This is a genomic window from Streptomyces sp. NPDC052016 (assembly GCF_044548445.1).
Taxonomy (GTDB): domain Bacteria; phylum Actinomycetota; class Actinomycetes; order Streptomycetales; family Streptomycetaceae; genus Streptomyces.
The window spans coordinates 125,024-140,701 of sequence record NZ_JBIUBX010000013.1 but is presented as its reverse complement, the minus strand read 5'-3'; the positions used below and the strand labels follow the sequence as shown (position 1 = coordinate 140,701).

General features: G+C 73.1%; 14 protein-coding genes. 2 read left to right on the top strand and 12 right to left on the bottom strand.

What is annotated here, in order from left to right; translation table 11 throughout:
* Window positions 1–71: 71 nt before the first annotated feature.
* The 3 genes from glgC to ACIHAR_RS18085 are packed head-to-tail and all read right to left on the bottom strand — an operon-like array spanning window position 72 to window position 3,378.
* Window positions 72–1,292, bottom strand: coding sequence for a glucose-1-phosphate adenylyltransferase (glgC, locus tag ACIHAR_RS18095; RefSeq protein ID WP_365462410.1), 1,221 nt, complete (start codon window positions 1,290–1,292; stop codon window positions 72–74).
* A gap of 56 nt (window positions 1,293–1,348) precedes the next feature.
* Window positions 1,349–2,512: a glycogen synthase gene (gene glgA, locus ACIHAR_RS18090; protein ID WP_400020328.1), complete on the bottom strand. Its 1,164-nt coding sequence runs from the start codon at window positions 2,510–2,512 to the stop codon at window positions 1,349–1,351.
* 38 nt (window positions 2,513–2,550) lie between these two features.
* Window positions 2,551–3,378: a (2Fe-2S)-binding protein gene (locus tag ACIHAR_RS18085; protein ID WP_400020326.1), complete on the bottom strand. Its 828-nt coding sequence runs from the start codon at window positions 3,376–3,378 to the stop codon at window positions 2,551–2,553.
* Window positions 3,379–3,605: 227 nt separating this feature from the next.
* Here ACIHAR_RS18085 and ACIHAR_RS18080 point away from each other — a divergent pair, with 227 nt between their 5' ends.
* Complete coding sequence (locus ACIHAR_RS18080) at window positions 3,606–4,775, top strand: DMT family transporter (protein ID WP_400020324.1); 1,170 nt, start codon at window positions 3,606–3,608, stop codon at window positions 4,773–4,775.
* Here ACIHAR_RS18080 and ACIHAR_RS18075 read toward each other — a convergent pair.
* Window positions 4,765–5,991 carry a transglycosylase family protein gene (locus tag ACIHAR_RS18075; protein ID WP_400020322.1) on the bottom strand — a complete coding sequence of 409 codons (1,227 nt, stop codon included), beginning with the start codon at window positions 5,989–5,991 and terminating at the stop codon, window positions 4,765–4,767. The two genes, ACIHAR_RS18080 and ACIHAR_RS18075, sit on opposite strands and share 11 nt — an antisense overlap.
* Window positions 5,992–6,289: 298 nt before the next feature.
* Between ACIHAR_RS18075 and gndA the strand changes: the two genes are divergently transcribed.
* Window positions 6,290–7,729, top strand: coding sequence for an NADP-dependent phosphogluconate dehydrogenase (gene gndA / locus ACIHAR_RS18070; protein ID WP_365462400.1), 1,440 nt, complete (start codon window positions 6,290–6,292; stop codon window positions 7,727–7,729).
* A gap of 520 nt (window positions 7,730–8,249) precedes the next feature.
* On the opposite strand, the gene ACIHAR_RS18065 is transcribed toward gndA, so the two are convergent.
* From ACIHAR_RS18065 to ACIHAR_RS18030, 8 genes are all read right to left on the bottom strand, one after another.
* Complete coding sequence (locus ACIHAR_RS18065; protein WP_400020320.1) at window positions 8,250–8,936, bottom strand: aspartate/glutamate racemase family protein; 687 nt, start codon at window positions 8,934–8,936, stop codon at window positions 8,250–8,252.
* A gap of 3 nt (window positions 8,937–8,939) precedes the next feature.
* Window positions 8,940–9,287: a GNAT family N-acetyltransferase gene (locus tag ACIHAR_RS18060; RefSeq protein WP_400020318.1), complete on the bottom strand. Its 348-nt coding sequence runs from the start codon at window positions 9,285–9,287 to the stop codon at window positions 8,940–8,942.
* A gap of 40 nt (window positions 9,288–9,327) precedes the next feature.
* The gene (gene panD, locus ACIHAR_RS18055; protein ID WP_400020316.1) at window positions 9,328–9,750 is read right to left on the bottom strand and encodes an aspartate 1-decarboxylase; all 423 of its coding nucleotides are present in this window, start codon (window positions 9,748–9,750) and stop codon (window positions 9,328–9,330) included.
* Window positions 9,751–10,100: 350 nt separating this feature from the next.
* On the bottom strand, window positions 10,101–10,907 hold the full coding sequence (locus ACIHAR_RS18050) for a hypothetical protein (protein WP_400020314.1): 807 nt from the start codon (window positions 10,905–10,907) through the stop codon (window positions 10,101–10,103).
* Between the two features lie 154 nt (window positions 10,908–11,061).
* Entirely contained in the window at window positions 11,062–11,787 is a 726-nt protein-coding gene (locus ACIHAR_RS18045) for a gamma-glutamyl-gamma-aminobutyrate hydrolase family protein (protein ID WP_365462391.1), read from the bottom strand.
* Window positions 11,784–13,274: an aldehyde dehydrogenase gene (locus tag ACIHAR_RS18040; RefSeq protein WP_400020312.1), complete on the bottom strand. Its 1,491-nt coding sequence runs from the start codon at window positions 13,272–13,274 to the stop codon at window positions 11,784–11,786. Before ACIHAR_RS18040 ends, ACIHAR_RS18045 begins: the two co-directional genes overlap by 4 nt.
* A 110-nt stretch (window positions 13,275–13,384) precedes the next feature.
* Window positions 13,385–14,845, bottom strand: coding sequence for an APC family permease (locus ACIHAR_RS18035; RefSeq protein ID WP_400020310.1), 1,461 nt, complete (start codon window positions 14,843–14,845; stop codon window positions 13,385–13,387).
* Between the two features lie 191 nt (window positions 14,846–15,036).
* Complete coding sequence (locus tag ACIHAR_RS18030) at window positions 15,037–15,654, bottom strand: TetR/AcrR family transcriptional regulator (protein ID WP_400020309.1); 618 nt, start codon at window positions 15,652–15,654, stop codon at window positions 15,037–15,039.
* Window positions 15,655–15,678: the final 24 nt, after the last annotated feature.

The following is a 15,678-nucleotide window of genomic DNA, read 5'->3' as shown; positions in this document are numbered from 1 at the left end:
CGACGGGCGGGCCCAGGGACACCCGCCGGCCCCTAAGGACACCCGCTGGCCGCTGGGAGACCCGCTGACTCCTAGGACACCCGCTGGCCCTTCCCGAGGGCGATCACCCCGTCCTTGGACACCGAGTACAGTTCCGCGTCCCGCTCCGGGTTCACACCGATGGTGGCGCCGGGCGGGACCTCGACGTTCTTGTCCAGGATCGCCCCGCGCACCACCGCGCCCCGTCCGATGTGGACGTTGTCGTGCAGGACCGAGCCCTGGACGACCGCCCCGGGATCGACCACGACGCCCGGTGACAGCACGGACCGCGTGACCTGTCCGCGGATGAGACAGCCCGCGCTGATGATCGACTCGCCGGCGATGCCACCCGCGTTGAAGCGGGCCGGGGAGAGCTGGTTGGAGTGGGTGTAGATGGGCCAGCTGCGGTTGTAGAGGTTGAAGGCGGGGCGCTCGGCGATCAGGTCCATGTGGGCGTCGTAGTACGCGTCGAGCGTGCCGACGTCCCGCCAGTAGCCCTGGTCGCGGGTGGTCTCGCCGGGTACGTGGTTGTCGCTGAAGTCGTAGAGCTGGGCCTCGCCGCGCTGGGTGAGCTGGGGCAGGATCGAGCCGCCCATGTCGTGCACGGAGCTCTCGTCCTCGGCGTCCCGCTGGAGCGCCTCGACGAGGGCCTTGGTGGTGAAGATGTAGTTGCCCATCGAGGCGAACACGCACTCCGGGTCGTCCGCGAGTCCGGGGGGGTCGGCCGGCTTCTCCAGGAACCGCTCGACGGTCTGCCCGTCCGAGCCCGGCGTGATCACGCCGAAGGACGACGACTCGGTGCGCGGCACCCGTATCCCCGCCACCGTCACGCCCGCCCCGCTGTCGATGTGCTGGGTGAGCATCTGGCGCGGGTCCATGCGGTAGACGTGGTCGGCGCCGAACACGGCGACGTACTCGGGCCGCTCGTCGTAGATCAGGTTCAGCGACTGCAGGATGGCGTCGGCGCTGCCGAGGTACCAGCGCGGTCCGAGCCGCTGCTGGGCCGGGACCGGGGTGACGTAGTTGCCGAGCAGGCTGGACATCCGCCAGGTGGTGGTGATGTGCCGGTCCAGCGAGTGCGACTTGTACTGCGTCAGCACGCAGATCCGCAGGATGTCGGCGTTGACGAGGTTGGAGAGCACGAAGTCGACGAGCCGGTAGGTGCCGCCGAAGGTGACCGCTGGTTTGGCGCGGTCCGCGGTGAGGGGCATCAGGCGTTTGCCCTCACCGCCCGCCAGCACGATCCCGAGCACCGAAGGTCCCCCACGACGCATGGCCGGCTCCCCTCACCCTGGTTGATACCCATGGGGCTGCCCCGGTGCGGGGCTCCCTACGCCTGTTTGAGGATCTCCTCGTACAGCCGGACCGTGCGCCGGGCCACCGCGTCCCAGCCGAACTCGCCCACCGCGCGGGCTCGTCCGGCCTCCCCCATGCGGCGGGCGGCCTCCGGGTCGCCGAGGACCGCGTCCAGCGCCCGCGTGAGACCGGCCTCGAAGTCGTCGTCCGCCGGGACCAGGACACCGGTCACGCCGTCGTCGACGACCTCGGGGATACCGCCGACCCGCGAGGCCACGACGGGCGTCCCGCAGGCCATCGCCTCCAGATTGACGATGCCGAGTGGTTCGTACACCGACGGGCAGACGAACACGGCCGCGTGGGTGAGGAGTTGGATGATTTCCGGACGCGGCAGCATCCGCGGGATCCAGTGCACGCCGTCGCGGGCACGGCTCAGCTCCTCGAACAGCTCGCGGAACTCCCGGTCGATCTCGGAGGTGTCGGGCGCGCCCGCGCACAGCACGACCTGCGCCGCAGGGTCGATGTCCCGGACGGCGCGCAGCAGATGGGGGACGCCCTTCTGACGGGTGATGCGGCCGACGAACAGCACGAACGGACGGTCCGGGTCGAGGCCGATCCGCGCGAGGGCGTCGGTGCCGTGGTCGGGCCGGTACAGGACGGTGTCGATGCCGTTGTGCACGACGTGCACCCGTTCCGCGTCCAGCGCCGGGTAGCAGGCGAGGATGTCGTCGCGCATCGCGCCGGAGACGGCGATCACCGCGTCGGCGGCCTCCACGGCGGTCCGCTCGGCCCAGCCCGACAGGGCGTATCCGCCGCCGAGTTGCTCGGCCTTCCAGGGGCGCAGCGGCTCCAGCGAGTGCGCGGTCAGCACGTGCGGGACGCCGTACAGCTCCTTGGCCAGATGGCCGGCGAGGTTGGCGTACCAGGTGTGGGAGTGGACCAGTTCGCGGCCCTCCAGGGCGGCGGCCATGGCCAGGTCGACGGAGAAGGTGCGCAGGGCGTCGTTGGCGCCGTCGAGGGCGGACCAGGGGCGGTGGCGCAGCACGCCGGCGGCCCGCTCCGCCGAGGTGACCTCGCCCCAGCAGTGCACCTCGAGGTCGACGAGGTGCCGCAACTCGCGGGCGAGGAACTCGACATGGACACCCGCGCCGCCGTACACGTCCGGGGGATACTCCCGGGTCAGCAGTCCCACTCGCACCCGGAACCCCCCATTCTCCGTGACCGGTTCCTTCATGGTCACCCAGACGGGCCGCGCGGGGAAGAGCGCGGGGGCCGTGTGAAGCAGCAGTCGCCACAGACGCCCCCGCCCGGCACGCGGTAGTACAAGCAGCAGCTGCGGCGGCGGAAGGCGGTGCCGGTGAGGGTGCCCGTCCCGGCGAGCAGGGGGTGGGTGAACAGCAACGCGGTGAGGGCGCGGGAGCGCGCGGAGACGTCCGTACGGCCGTGGGCGAGCGCCCAGTGGTCGAGCTGGCGGGCCGCACCGGCCAGCGCGGACGCGGCGTTGCCGCGCAGGAGTCCCGGGGCGACCGGGTGGCGGGCGCGCAGGGCCTCGGCGAGCGGTTCGAGGTGACCGTGGAGCACGGACTCGGCCAGGGTCGCCGCGTCCCCCGGCCGGGCGCGGACCTCGGTCAGCCAGAGGTCGTCCGGGGCGCTGCCGTCCGGGTCCCAGAGCAGCAGCCGGGGGTCCAGGTCGGGAAGCCCGCCGTACAGGGCCGCGCAGCCGAGCGCCACCGACCACAGGCGGGCGGCGAGGCCCTGCTGGGCCACGGAGGCGGCGACGCGCGCCTCGGGCGCGCGCAGGGCTCCGGCGACCCTGCGCAGGCGGACGGTCAGCGGAGGTCCGGGGACGGTCAGGGGAAAATCAGGGACGGTCAGGGGAGCTTCGGGGATGGTCGGGGGCGCTTGGGGGTGGGCCCGGGGGGATCCGTCCGCATCCGGCGGCCGGTCACCGTAGGCCTCTGCGAGCGTCGGCAGGGACGGTGCCGAGGCCGTGGGGGGCGCGGTGCGCAGGACGAAGTAGCCGCCGAGCGGGCGGAGGGCGGCGAGGTCGGGGTCGAGGTCCACGAGGGGCAGTAGTACCAAGGAGGGCAGGACGGGTGTTCGGCGGGATCCGGTGAAAACCACCCACCCTGGGGAGGAGGGGCGTCCCGGCGTACTCCATCGGCAGTAGGACGCATTGAGTGCTCAGGGACGACGACGGGAACAGATCGACAGGGCATCGTGTTGTTCATGGAATCCGACCGTTCGCCGCGCCGGGGCCGGGCGCCCCTCCTCACGCAGAGGAGCAGCTCATGAGTGCCCTCGCGTTGTCCGTGGTCCTGTCGCTCGTGTCCGCCGTCGCCTACGCGGCCGGGGCGATCGTGCAGGAGCGGGTCGCGGTGTCCTCGCCCGACGAGCAGTACGCGCCGCTGCGCCGGCCGGGCTGGTGGGCGGCGGTCGCGCTGAACGGCCTCGGCGGGCTGCTGCACGTCGTGGCCCTCGCCTACGGTCCCCTCAGTCTGGTCCAGCCGCTGGGCGCGCTGACCATCGTGGTCGCGCTGCCGATGGCGGCCCTGTTCGTGGGGCGCAGGGCCGGGGCGACGGCCTGGCGGGGCGCCCTCATGGCCACGGTCGGTCTGGCCGGTCTGCTGTCCCTGGTGGGCGCGGCCGACGCGCAGTCGCTGAACACCGCGCAGCGGGTGGGCACGGCCCTCGTCACCGGCGGCGCGGTCGTGGCCCTGATGATCGCGGGGCGGGCGGCGCACCGGCACCCGGCGGTGCGCAGCATGCTGCTGGCGACCGCGTCCGGTATCGCCTTCGGCATGTCGTCGGTGTTCACCAAGACCGTCGCGGTCGACTGGACCGGCGGCGTCTCCGCGGCCGACCTGCCCTCGCTCGCCGTGATCGGCGTGCTGGCCACGGCCGGCATGCTGCTGTCTCAGGCCTCCTACAAGGGCGGTGGCCTGGCGGCTCCGCTGGCCACGCTGACCGTGGTGAACCCGGTGGTGGCGGCCGCGGTCGGCATCACGATGTTCGGGGAGACGTTCCGCTACGGCAGCACGGGCACCGCGCTCGCCCTGAGCTGCGGTGTGGTGGCGGCCGGTGGCCTGATCCTGCTGACGACCGAGCGGCTCGCGGACCCGCGGCCGCAGCGGAAGCCGGAACCGGAGTCCGCGGGGACGACGGCGGAGCCGGAGCGCGAGGCCGAACGGCCGGGCGGTTCCGCGCGGCAGCCGGTCGCGGCGCGACTGGAGGATGCATTCGAAGACCTCCGCGCGGACGTCCGCGCGGAGGACCGGGTCCGGGCGGACGCCCGGGAGGAGGTCTTCGTACCGGCGCAGAGCCAGGAGGAGACCGCGGTGGCGGCGGCGTCATCGTCCGCCGCTCCCGAACCGCTGCATCTGTACGGACCGTTCTACGGCGGACCGTACGTGCCCCTGCCCGTCCCCGGCGGCCGGCACCGCGTGCGGATCAGATCTTGACGCCGCCGGCCCGCAGATAGGCCATCGGATCGATGTCCGTGCCGAAACCGGGCCCCGTCCGCACCTCGAAGTGCAGATGCGGGCCCGTGCTGTTGCCCGTGGAGCCGGAACGGCCGATGCGCTGACCGGCGCCGACCGACTGCCCGTCCCGTACGGAGATGGCCGAGAGGTGCGCGTACTGGGAGTAGCGGCCGTCGGAGTGCCGGATGACCACCTGGTAGCCGAAGGAGCCGCCCCAGCCCGCGGTCACGACCTTGCCCGCCGCCACGGCCTTCACGGACGTGCCGGTGGGCACGGGGAAGTCGACGCCGGTGTGGTAGCCCTTCGACCAGGAGGAGCCCGTCGCGTGGTACGGCGTACCGGCGCCGGCGCTGACGGGAGCGACCAGGGAGCGGCCGGCCGACGTCTTCTTCTCGGTGGCCTTCTCCGTGGCCTTCTCCGTGGCCTTCTCCGTGGCCTTCTCCGTGGCCTTGTCGGTGGCTTTCTCCGTGGTGTCCTCGCCGGTGCCGGAGGAGGACTTCTCCGTCCGGGAGCCGGAGGTACCGCTCGGAGTCGTGGGCGCCGGGGTGGCCCGCCCGCGCAGTGACAGCCGCTGGCCCGGCATGATCAGGTCGGGGTCGGCGCCGATGGTCGCCCGGTTCGCGGCGTACAGCCGCTGCCAGCCGCCGCGGACGTCCTGTTCGTCGGCGATGCCGGAGAGGGTGTCGCCGCGCACCACCGTGTACATCTCGGCGGTGCCCGCCCGCGACTGGGGCGTGGTCTGCGGCTGTACGTCCTTCAGCGAACTCCTGGCCGGCTTCGCGGACGTGCCGCCTGGCTGGATGTCGGGGGTGTCGCCGCCCCGGGTGAGACCGGCGCGCACCGAACAGGCCGGCCAGGCGCCGGGCCCCTGGCCCTCCAGCACCTTCTCCGCGACCGCGATCTGCTGGTCCTTGGTGGCGAGATCGGCACGGGGCGCGTACCGGGTGCCGCCGTACGCCTCCCAGGTGGACTGGGTGAACTGCAGTCCGCCGTAGTAGCCGTTGCCGGTGTTGATGTCCCAGTCGTTGCTCGACTCGCACGCGGCGACCTTGTCCCAGGTGTCCACGTCGGCCGCCTGGGCGGTGCCGGTACCGATGAGCGGGAGGGCCATGCCGGCGCCGCCCGCCGTGACGGTGAGCGAGGCTCGGTTGATCCTGTTCGGCTGATACCGGCGGTGCCGGCCGCGTACGGCCATGGAAGATCCCCCTCGACGTGCGTCAGGAGGGGCAAAAGTAAGGGCCGCCGACCGGCCGGGACAAGACGACAATCGGCCGCCCTGTCTCAACTCGACCGTAAACACACCCCTGTTGCGCGACCCCCGGGACGGGAGGGGGCCCGCGTGAGACAAGGGGGCCCGCGGTGCGTATCCGCTGCCGGGACGGCGCGCCGCCAGGACGTGCGGTCGGCGTACCGGCGCGTCAGGATGGTCGGCGGGGCGAGACTGGCGGCAACGACCCGCACTACCGAACACAGGATCTTGAGGAGCCAACCGTATGAGCACTTCAGCCCAGATCGGCGTCACCGGGCTCGCGGTCATGGGCCGCAACCTCGCCCGGAACTTCGCGCGCAACGGTTACACGGTCGCCGTGCACAACCGGACGTCGGCGCGGACGCACGCCCTGGTGGAGGAATTCGGCCACGAGGGCGGCTTCGTCGCGGCCGAGACCCCCAAGGAGTTCGTGGCGGCGCTGGAGCGGCCCCGCCGTCTGGTGATCATGGTGAAGGCCGGGGAGCCGACCGACGCGGTGATCCAGGAGTTCGCCCCGCTCCTGGAGCCCGGCGACATGATCATCGACGGGGGCAACGCGCACTTCGCCGACACCCGGCGCCGGGAACGCGAACTGCGCGAGCGCGGCATCCACTTCGTCGGCACCGGCATCTCCGGCGGCGAGGAGGGCGCGCTGCACGGCCCGAGCATCATGCCGGGCGGCTCCACGGAGTCGTACGGGTCGCTGGGGCCGATGCTGGAGCGGATCTCCGCGAAGGCGGCGGACGGGGCGCCGTGCGTGACGCACGTGGGTCCGGACGGCGCCGGGCACTTCGTGAAGATGGTCCACAACGGCATCGAGTACGCCGACATGCAGCTGATCGGCGAGGCGTACCAGCTCCTGCGGGACGTCGCGGGGTACTCCCCCGCCGAGATCGCCGACGTCTTCCGCACCTGGAACACCGGCCGCCTGGACTCGTACCTGATCGAGATCACGGCCGAGGTGCTCTCGCACGTGGACGAGGCGACGGGGAAGCCGTTCGTCGACGTGGTGATGGACCAGGCGGAGCAGAAGGGCACCGGACGCTGGACCGTGCAGATCGCGCTGGACCTGGGCGTGCCGGTCTCCGGCATCGCGGAGGCCGTCTTCGCGCGCTCCCTGTCGGGCCACGCGCCGCTGCGGGAGGCCTCGCGGGGGCTGGCCGGACCGAAGCCGAGCGCGCTGGACAGGGCGGAGGCGCAGGCCTTCGCGGACCGGGTGGAGCAGGCGCTGTACGCCTCCAAGATCGTGTCGTACACGCAGGGCTTCCACGAGATCGCCGCGGGCAGCGAGGAGTACGGCTGGGACATCGACCTCGGCGCCGTCGCCTCGATCTGGCGCGGTGGCTGCATCATCCGGGCGGCCTTCCTCGACCGCATCCGTGCCGCGTACGACGCGCGCGCGGACCTGCCCAGCCTGCTGTCCGACGAGACCTTCGCCTCGGAGATCGCGGCCGCGCAGGACTCGTGGCGTGAGGTGCTCGTCTCGGCGACCCTCCAGGGAGTGCCCGCGCCGGGGTTCGCGGCGGCGCTCGCGTACTACGACGCGTTGCGTGCGGAGCGGTTGCCGGCGGCGCTCACGCAGGGGCAGCGGGACTTCTTCGGGGCGCACACGTACCGGAGGGTGGACCGGGAGGGAGCGTTCCACACCCTGTGGGGCGGGGACCGGTCGGAGGTGACCGCTTAACGTCCTCTGTTTCTGTTTCGGGCGGCTCGGCCGTGGGGCGGGTGCGGGGGCGTCGCCGCTGCGGGTGCGGGGGTCGTCGGGGGTGCGGGGTCGAAAGACGCCGGCCGCACCCCCACGGCCGAACCCCGTATCGGCTGGGACCCGCCCCCTACGGCGTTGCGGTGGGCGGTTCCGGTGGGCGCCCACCGCTTTCGCCTCTGTGCCCTTCCCTTCTGTTCCCTCCCTCAGGTCAGCGGAGGGCCCGGTTCCGGGTTCGGGACCGGCTCGGGGCCCGGCGGGATCGGAGAGGGGGAGGGTTCCGGGGGTGGCGGACCCGGGTGCGGGGGCGCCGGGGGTTGCGGGGTGGGCTCCGGACCCGGTGGGGGTTCGGGGGGCGGCACCGGGGTGGGGTACGGCTCCGGACCAGGGGTCGGCGGGGGCTGGACGGGGTCGGGGTAGGGGTTCGTCATCGGGTCCTCCGGCCAGTGATGAAGCGTGGCTCTGGACTACTCCCCCGCGTACCCGGGGCTGGCGCGGACAGTCACCCGGTGGTGGCAGTGGGTGCGCCCGCCCGGGCCTCTCGGGTCGCGGGGTCAGCCCCGCCGAGAGCCGCCCGCGCCCCCGCCGCCAGACCCGGCCGAGGGCTGCTCAGCACCGGTGTCGGAGTCCGGGTGAGCCGCTGGGCCCCGGTCATGGAAGCCTGCGCGAGGACGATCGCGTCGGCGTCGCGGACCGCGTCGGCCGCGTCGGCGACGAGACGGTCGCAGCCCTCGGTGTCGCCGGACTCGAAGCGGGCCCAGGCGCCGTCGACCAGGACGGTGCGGACGGCGACGGACCGGGCCGCGCGGCGGGCTTCCTCCTCGATCAAAGCGGTGGTCGGGCCGAAGGTGCTCGCCACCGTCGCCAGGACGACCACGCCGGAGCCGGCCGCCACCGCGGCGGCGGCCATCGGGCGGTCGACGCGCACCACCGGGACCGGCGCCCCGGCCGCCTCGGCGACCGCGCCGAGGGTCGAGCAGGTGCACAGCACCGCCCGGGCCCCCTCGGCCACGGCACGGTCGAGCACGCCCCGTACGTCGGCCGCGACCGCTTCGGGGCCTGCCGCCCGGGCCCGGGAGAGCAGGTCCTCGTCGACGAAGTGCCGTAGCTCGAGGCCCGGCTGGTCCTCGTCGCGCAGGGCTTCGAAGACCGGGACGTGGAGGGGCGAGGTGTGCAGCAGGGCCAGCACCGGCTAGAACCGTCCGGGGTGGGCGCGCAGCCAGTCCTTGGCGGCGGCGAGCAGCGCGGGGTCGGCCGCCGGGGCCTCCTCGGGGTGGCGCCCGGCCCACTTCACGACGTACGGGCACAGCGGCGCGACGGGGGTCTCCTCGCGCGCGGACATGACGTACAGCTCACGGGCCAGGGAGCCCGCGATGCCCTTGCCCTCGTGGGCCGGCTCGACGATGGTGTGCACCGGGACCAGGGCGCGCCCGGGCGACTCCAGCACGAAGTACTCGATGCGGCCCACCACTTCGTCGCCCTCGTCGAGGGCTTCGAGGCGGCCGGCCGCCCGGTCGTCGCGGATCCGGATGTCACTCATGGGCGCGCTCCTCGGTGATGGGGTGCGGTGGCTGGGGCGGTCAGAAGGACACGGCCGCCTGCGGGCTGCGCTCCTGGCCGGAGCCCGGCACCGGCTCGGCGGGGTCGGCGCCCAGGGCCACGATGCGGTTGTCGCGGTCCACGTGCACCACCCGCGGTTTCAGGGCGCGTGCCTCGGCGTCGGTCACCTGAGCGTAACTGATGATGATCACCAGGTCGCCGGGGTGCACGAGATGGGCGGCGGCACCGTTGATCCCGACGACGCCCGAACCGCGCTCACCCTCGATGACGTACGTCTCCAGCCGCGCCCCGTTGGTGATGTCGACGATGTGCACGAGCTCGCCGGGCAGAAGATCGGCGGCGTCCAGCAGATCGGCGTCGATCGTCACGGATCCCACGTAGTGCAGGTCGGCCTGGGTGACGGTGGCGCGGTGGATCTTGGACTTGAACATGGTGCGCAGCATAAGGGCTCCCTGAATGCGGCTCCCTGCCTGCTTTTTCGCAGGTCAAGGGCTGTTCCCTCAGCGTACAACGGCTCGTCTTCGGCTGACGGGGCCGTCTTTGAGCCATTGCTGCTGACCGCTTGCTGAGTGCGCTGACGCCCTGCCGGCCAGGACCCGCGGCTGGATCACGGTGCGGCTCCTCTCGGCCGGAGCGCCAGGCGGCATCAGCTTAGGGATCGCCGCCTTCACCGTGCACCGAGATCCCCGTCACGTCCTGTCCGAGCAGGAACGGGGCCGCCTGTGAGCACGCTCGCTCTCGCCGCAGCGGACGGCGCACCCCGGCCCGCCCCGCCCGCTCCCCCGCCCGCCCGTCATCCGCACCGTCGTCTCCAGTGGGCGTAGCGTTCCACCGGGTCGCCCTCGTGTCGCCAGGGCGAGGGGCACACCAGGTTCTCCGTGGCGTGGAAAGCCCGTCCGGCCTCCTCGGTCCGGCCCGCATTCGCGAGGGCGTAGGCCAGCAGGTTGAGGTCGGCGACGCGGGCCGCGTGGCGCAGGTGCCCGGGCTGGAGCCACTGCGCCGCGATCCGGTCCGGGAGGCGCGCGTTCTGCGGCTGCTCCCAGTAGCGGGCGGCGACCAGCGCGCTCAGCCCGCTTCCGGGGAGCTCGCGGTGGTACTGGTCGACGGCTGCCGCGAGCGGCAGACAAGCGGGCGGCATGTGCGGCGGCATGACCGTGAGCACGTCGTCGAGGAATTCCCGTCGCGCCGCCTGGCTGCCCTGCCCGTCCGGCGACAGGTGGACGAGGATCGTCAGGTACGCCTCGCGGTTCCAGGGGTCACGCGCCGCGATCTCCTTCCGGACCGGCGTCAGCGCGGCACTCGTCCGGCCCTCGACGCACAGGGCCGCGAGCAGGGCGACCCAGGGCGTGGGGTCGGCGGATGCCGCGTCGGCGGCGCGCCGGCAGGTGTCCAGCGTGGCGGCCGCGTCGAGCCGACCGGTGAGACGCGCGGTGAGCACGTCCGCCCAGGCGTGCAGGACGAGTGCGTCGGCACTGCGCGGATGTTTCAGCCGCCACCGCCGGGCCGGCGCGGGCGCGGCCCCGGCCAGCACGGTGACGCGGTGGCCGCGCCGGTCCCAGTCGCCGCCCGCGTCTCGCAGAAGCCGCTCGGTCCGGGCCACCAGGATGTCCTGGGGACCCGCGGCGGGTGCGCCGGCCAGTGCCCCCAGGACGCGGCCGAGCGCCGCGTCCTCGAGCTCCGGCGCCAGACGGGGGGCTTCGGCGGTGCGGCGGCGGAAGAGCGCCGTCGAAAGGTGCCTTCGTCTCAGTGTGCTCTCAGTGTGTTCCGTGCGCGGCCCGCACCAGCGCGTCGAAGAGACGCTGCTGGGCGGGGTCCTCGTGCGCGGTGTCCTCGGGGTGCCACTGCACGGCCACGAACCAGGCCCGGCCGTGGGCGAGTTCGACGGCTTCGACGGTGCCGTCGGCGGCGCGGGCGGTGACGGTGAGTCCCTCGCCCAGCCGGTCCACGTGCTGGTGGTGGTAGCAGGACGCCTCGGCCTTGTCGGCGCCGGTGATCCGGGTCAGGGCGGAGCCGGGGGCGAAGGAGACGGGGTGCCGGACGTGCCGGTGTTCGCGCTCGGGGCCGCCCATGTCCTGGTGCAGGGTGCCCCCGAGGACCGTGTTGACCACTTGGAGGCCGCGGCAGACGGCCAGCGTCGGCAGGCCGCGGGACAGGGCCTGCCGGGCGAGTTCCAGGTCGAAGGCGTCCTGCTCTTCGTCCACGTCGTAGACGGCCTCGTGGGTGTCGCCGGCGCCGTAGCGGTGGGGGGCGAGGTCGCCGCCGCCGGGGAGCAGGAGGCCGTCGAAGCGGGTGAGGCGCGCGGCGACCTCGGCGGGGTCGGCGGTCCCGCCGGGGGCGTGCGGGTGGAGGGTGGCGGGCTCGCCGCCCGCCCGCCAGACGGCGTCGATCAAGGCACGGGCGTTGACCTCGGCGGCGTAGCGCAGGGCGGAGGTGGTGGCGGAGAAGCGGGCGGGGATCGCGATCAGGGGGCGGTGGGTCACAGCTGGATCCAGGTGGTCTTCAGTTCGGTGTACTTCTCCAGGGCGTGGGCGGACTTGTCGCGCCCGTTGCCGGACTGCTTCATGCCACCGAAGGGGACGGTCAGGTCGCCCTCCTCGTAGCAGTTGACCCAGACCGTGCCGGCCTTGAGGGCCCGGGAGACCTGGTGGGCGGTGGACAGGTCGGACGTCCACAGCCCGGCGGCGAGGCCGTACTCGGTGGCGTTGGCGAGGGCGACGGCCTCGTCGAGGTCGTCGAAGGTGAGGACCGACAGCACGGGTCCGAAGATCTCCTCGCGGGCCAGCCGGCCGGCCGGGTCGACCTGGTCGAAGACGGTCGGTTCGAGGTAGACGCCGCCGGTCTCGGTGAGGGTGCGGGCGCCGCCGGCGCGCAGCCGGGCGCCGTCGTCGACCGCGGCGTGGACGTGGCCGAGTACGCGGTCGAGGTGGTCCCGGCCGACCAGGGCGCCCATCTCGGTGGCGGGGTCGAGGGGGTCGCCGACGCGCAGGGCGCGGGCGCGCGCCACGACGGCCTCGGTGACCTGTTCGGCGATGGACGAGTGCACCAGCAGCCGGGAGGGCGCGGTGCACATCTCGCCCTGGTTGAAGAAGATGCCCCAGGCGGCGGTGGCCGCGGCCTTCTCCAGGTCGGGGGCGTCGGGCAGGACGATGTTCGGTGACTTGCCGCCCAGTTCGAGCCAGACGCGCTTGAGGTTGGAGTCGGCGGCGTAGCGCAGGAAGTGGCGGCCGACCGCGGTGGAGCCCGTGAAGGCCAGGACGTCCACGTCGGGGTGGAGTCCGAGGGCGCGGCCGGCCACCGGGCCGTCGCCCGCCACGACGTTGAGTACGCCCGGCGGCAGACCTGCCTCCAGGGCCAGCCGGCCGAGCAGGAGCGCCGAGAGCGGCGAGTTCTCCGAGGGCTTGAGCACGACCGTGCAGCCCGCGGCCAGGGCCGGGGCGACCTTCCACCCGGCGAGCGTCAGCGGGAAGTTCCACGGCACGACCGCGCCGACGACCCCGGCGGGTTCCCTGGTGACCAGGGCGAGCGCGTCCGGCGCGGTGTGCGGGGACTCGTCGGTGAGCTTGTCGGCGAGCTGGCCGTACCAGCGGAACGTGTTGGTCACGGCGCGCAGTTCGATGTCGTGGGCGTCCGTGATCGGTTTGCCCATCTCCAGGGTGACGGTGAGCGCCAGGTCCTGCCTGTGCTCTTCGAGGAGGTCGGCGAGGCGGGTCAGGACCCGACCGCGGTCGGCGGGGGCCAGGCGTGGCCAGGGGCCGTGGTCGAAGGCGCGGCGTGCGGCGGCGACGGCGGCGTCCACCTCGGCCGCGCCGGCGTCGGCCACCTCGGCCAGGACCCGGCCGTCGCGGGGCGAGACGGCCAAGAACGTGCTGCCGCCCCCGGGCTCGTCGGCACCGTCGATCAGATGGGTGCTGCGCGGGGCGAACGTTTTGGCGCGGTGCAGCCAGTCGTCGTGGGTGGCGGTGGTCATGCGGTCCTCCAGACCACGTCGGTGAAGCGGTAGGGAACGGGAGAGGAAGGGGGACGGGGTTCCGCCCGGGCGCGTGCCCGGAGTGCGGGCGCGCGCCGTGGACGGGGAGATCAGACGGTCGCGGGTGCGGCGCGCCGGCGACGGATCCGTTCGTTGAGCACGCCGAGCGCCATGACGACGGGCACGGAGAGCACCAGCCACACGGCCGTGCTCGCCTCACCGCCGATCAGGGTGGTGAAGTTGGCGAGGATGAGCCAGATCGCGCCCGCGATGCCGAGCGCGCCCAGCACCGGGGCGACCAGGGTGTTCCACGTCCGGGAGTCGACGCGCCGGCGGCGGAAGAACACCACCACCGACACCGAGGTCAGCAGGTAGAGCAGCATCATCGCCAGGACGGCCAGGCCGCTGAACCAGGAGAAGAGGGTGAGCACCGGGTCCTCGCCGGCCAGCGCGAACGGCACGACCAGTGCGGCGGCGATCAGGGTCTGGGTACAGCCGGCGACCCAGGGAGCGTGCCGGGTGTTGAGGCGGCACAGGCCCGCGGGGAGCTGTCCGTCGCGGCCGAGGGAGAACAGGTAGCGGTTGGCGGAGTTGTGGAAGGTGAGCACACCGGCGAACAGGGAGGTGGCCAGCAGGATCGGCAGGACGTCGTTGACCCAGCCGCCGAACTGGTCGGCGATGGGGGCGAAGACGAAACCGGCGGAGTCCCCGGCGGCCAGTGCCTCGCCCGCCGCCGCGGGCGCCTGTGAGGCACCGTGCGCGGAGATGAGCGTCCAGGAGGTGAGGGCGAAGAAGACGGTGACGACGATCACCGACAGGTAGGTGGCCCGCGGCACCGTCTTCTTGGGCTCCTTGGCCTCCTCGCCGTAGATGGCGGTGGCCTCGAAGCCGAACATCGACGCCACGGCGAACATCACGGCGACCCCGGGCGCGCCCTGGAGCGCCGCCGAGGCGGAGAAGCTGTCGGCCACGCCGAGTCCTTCGGGGCCGCCGCCCTCCAACAGGGTGACGAGGGCGAAGACCAGCAGGATGCTGAACTCGGCGAGCACGAAGACGGCCAGGATCCTGGCTCCCATCTCGATGCCGGCGGCGCCCAGGGCCTGGACCACGGCCATCGTGGCCAGCGCGTACACCCACCACGCCAGGTCGACCCCGGTGTGGTCGGCGACGAGACCGCTGACGATCGAGCCGTACAGACCGTACATCGACGCCTGGATGACGCAGTACGCGAACAGGGCGACGCTCGCGCTGCCCGCGCCGGCCGCCCGGCCGAGGCCCGTGCCGATGTAGGTGTAGAAGGCGCCGGCGTCCACGACGTGCCGGCCCATGGCGACGAACCCCACGGAGAAGAGGAGGATCACGGTTCCCGCCACCACATAGGCGGCCGGGGTGCCGGATCCGTTGCCGATGGCGACCGAGATCGGGGCGGCGCCGGCGATACCCGTCAGCGGAGCCTGACCGGACAGTACGAAGAAGAGGATGCCGAGGACGCCCAGGGCGTTGGGCTTGAGTGTGGCTGCAGTGGGGGCGTCCCGTACGGTCCGCTGGGCGGAAGCCGTCTGACTGTCCACTCGGATCACCTGCCAGAGAGAAGGGTCGTTTCAGGCCAAACGAGTTGCCTCATCCTGGGGCCGAACTATCCGTTTGACAAGGGGGTGGGAACAGGGAATCCAGCCGCGCCGCGCATCCTTACGACGCCGTGATCCGGGCACGTCGGCAGCGGGGCGCGGGTACGCGACAGCGACTTCGGAGAAGTCCTGATTCAGCTCTCGGCGTGGTGGCCCTCGGCCAGCCTCTCCAACAGGGTCCGGAGCTCCGTCAGCGCCTCTTCTGTGACCTCGCGCTCACCGAACACGAGCTGGTGCAGGACCAGGCCCTCCAGCGCGGCGAAGACGAGCCGCGACGTGCCGCGTTCCACGGGTCCCGGCAGCATGCGGGACAGCTCACGCCTCGTGGCCTCGAAGTACTCCTCGTACAGGCTCCGCAGCTGCGGCAGCAGCTCCGGCCTGCGCCGCGCCTCCAGCAGCAGCTCGTACTGGAAGGCCTGCAGCTCGGGACCGGACTCGACCATCTGCGTCAGGCCGGTGGCGAACTCGGCGGGCTTGCCGGTGCCGAGCCCGAGGGTGCTGTTGCTGAGCGAGGAGCGGACGGCGTGGGTGACGGCCTCCTCGATCAAAGCGTCCCGCGAACCGAAGTGGTGCACGACCAGCCCGTGGGTGACCCCGGCCTCCTCGGCGACGGCCCGGTAGGTGAGCTTGCGCAGACCGCCCCGGGCCACCACACGGACGGCGGCGTCCAGCAGGGCGGCCCGCCCCGTCCCGTAGTTCGTCACGCGCTTGCGGGTACGGCGCTCACCGGCGGGCTCGGCGGAGTCGGTCATGCCGACGACCCTACCGGCGGCTCC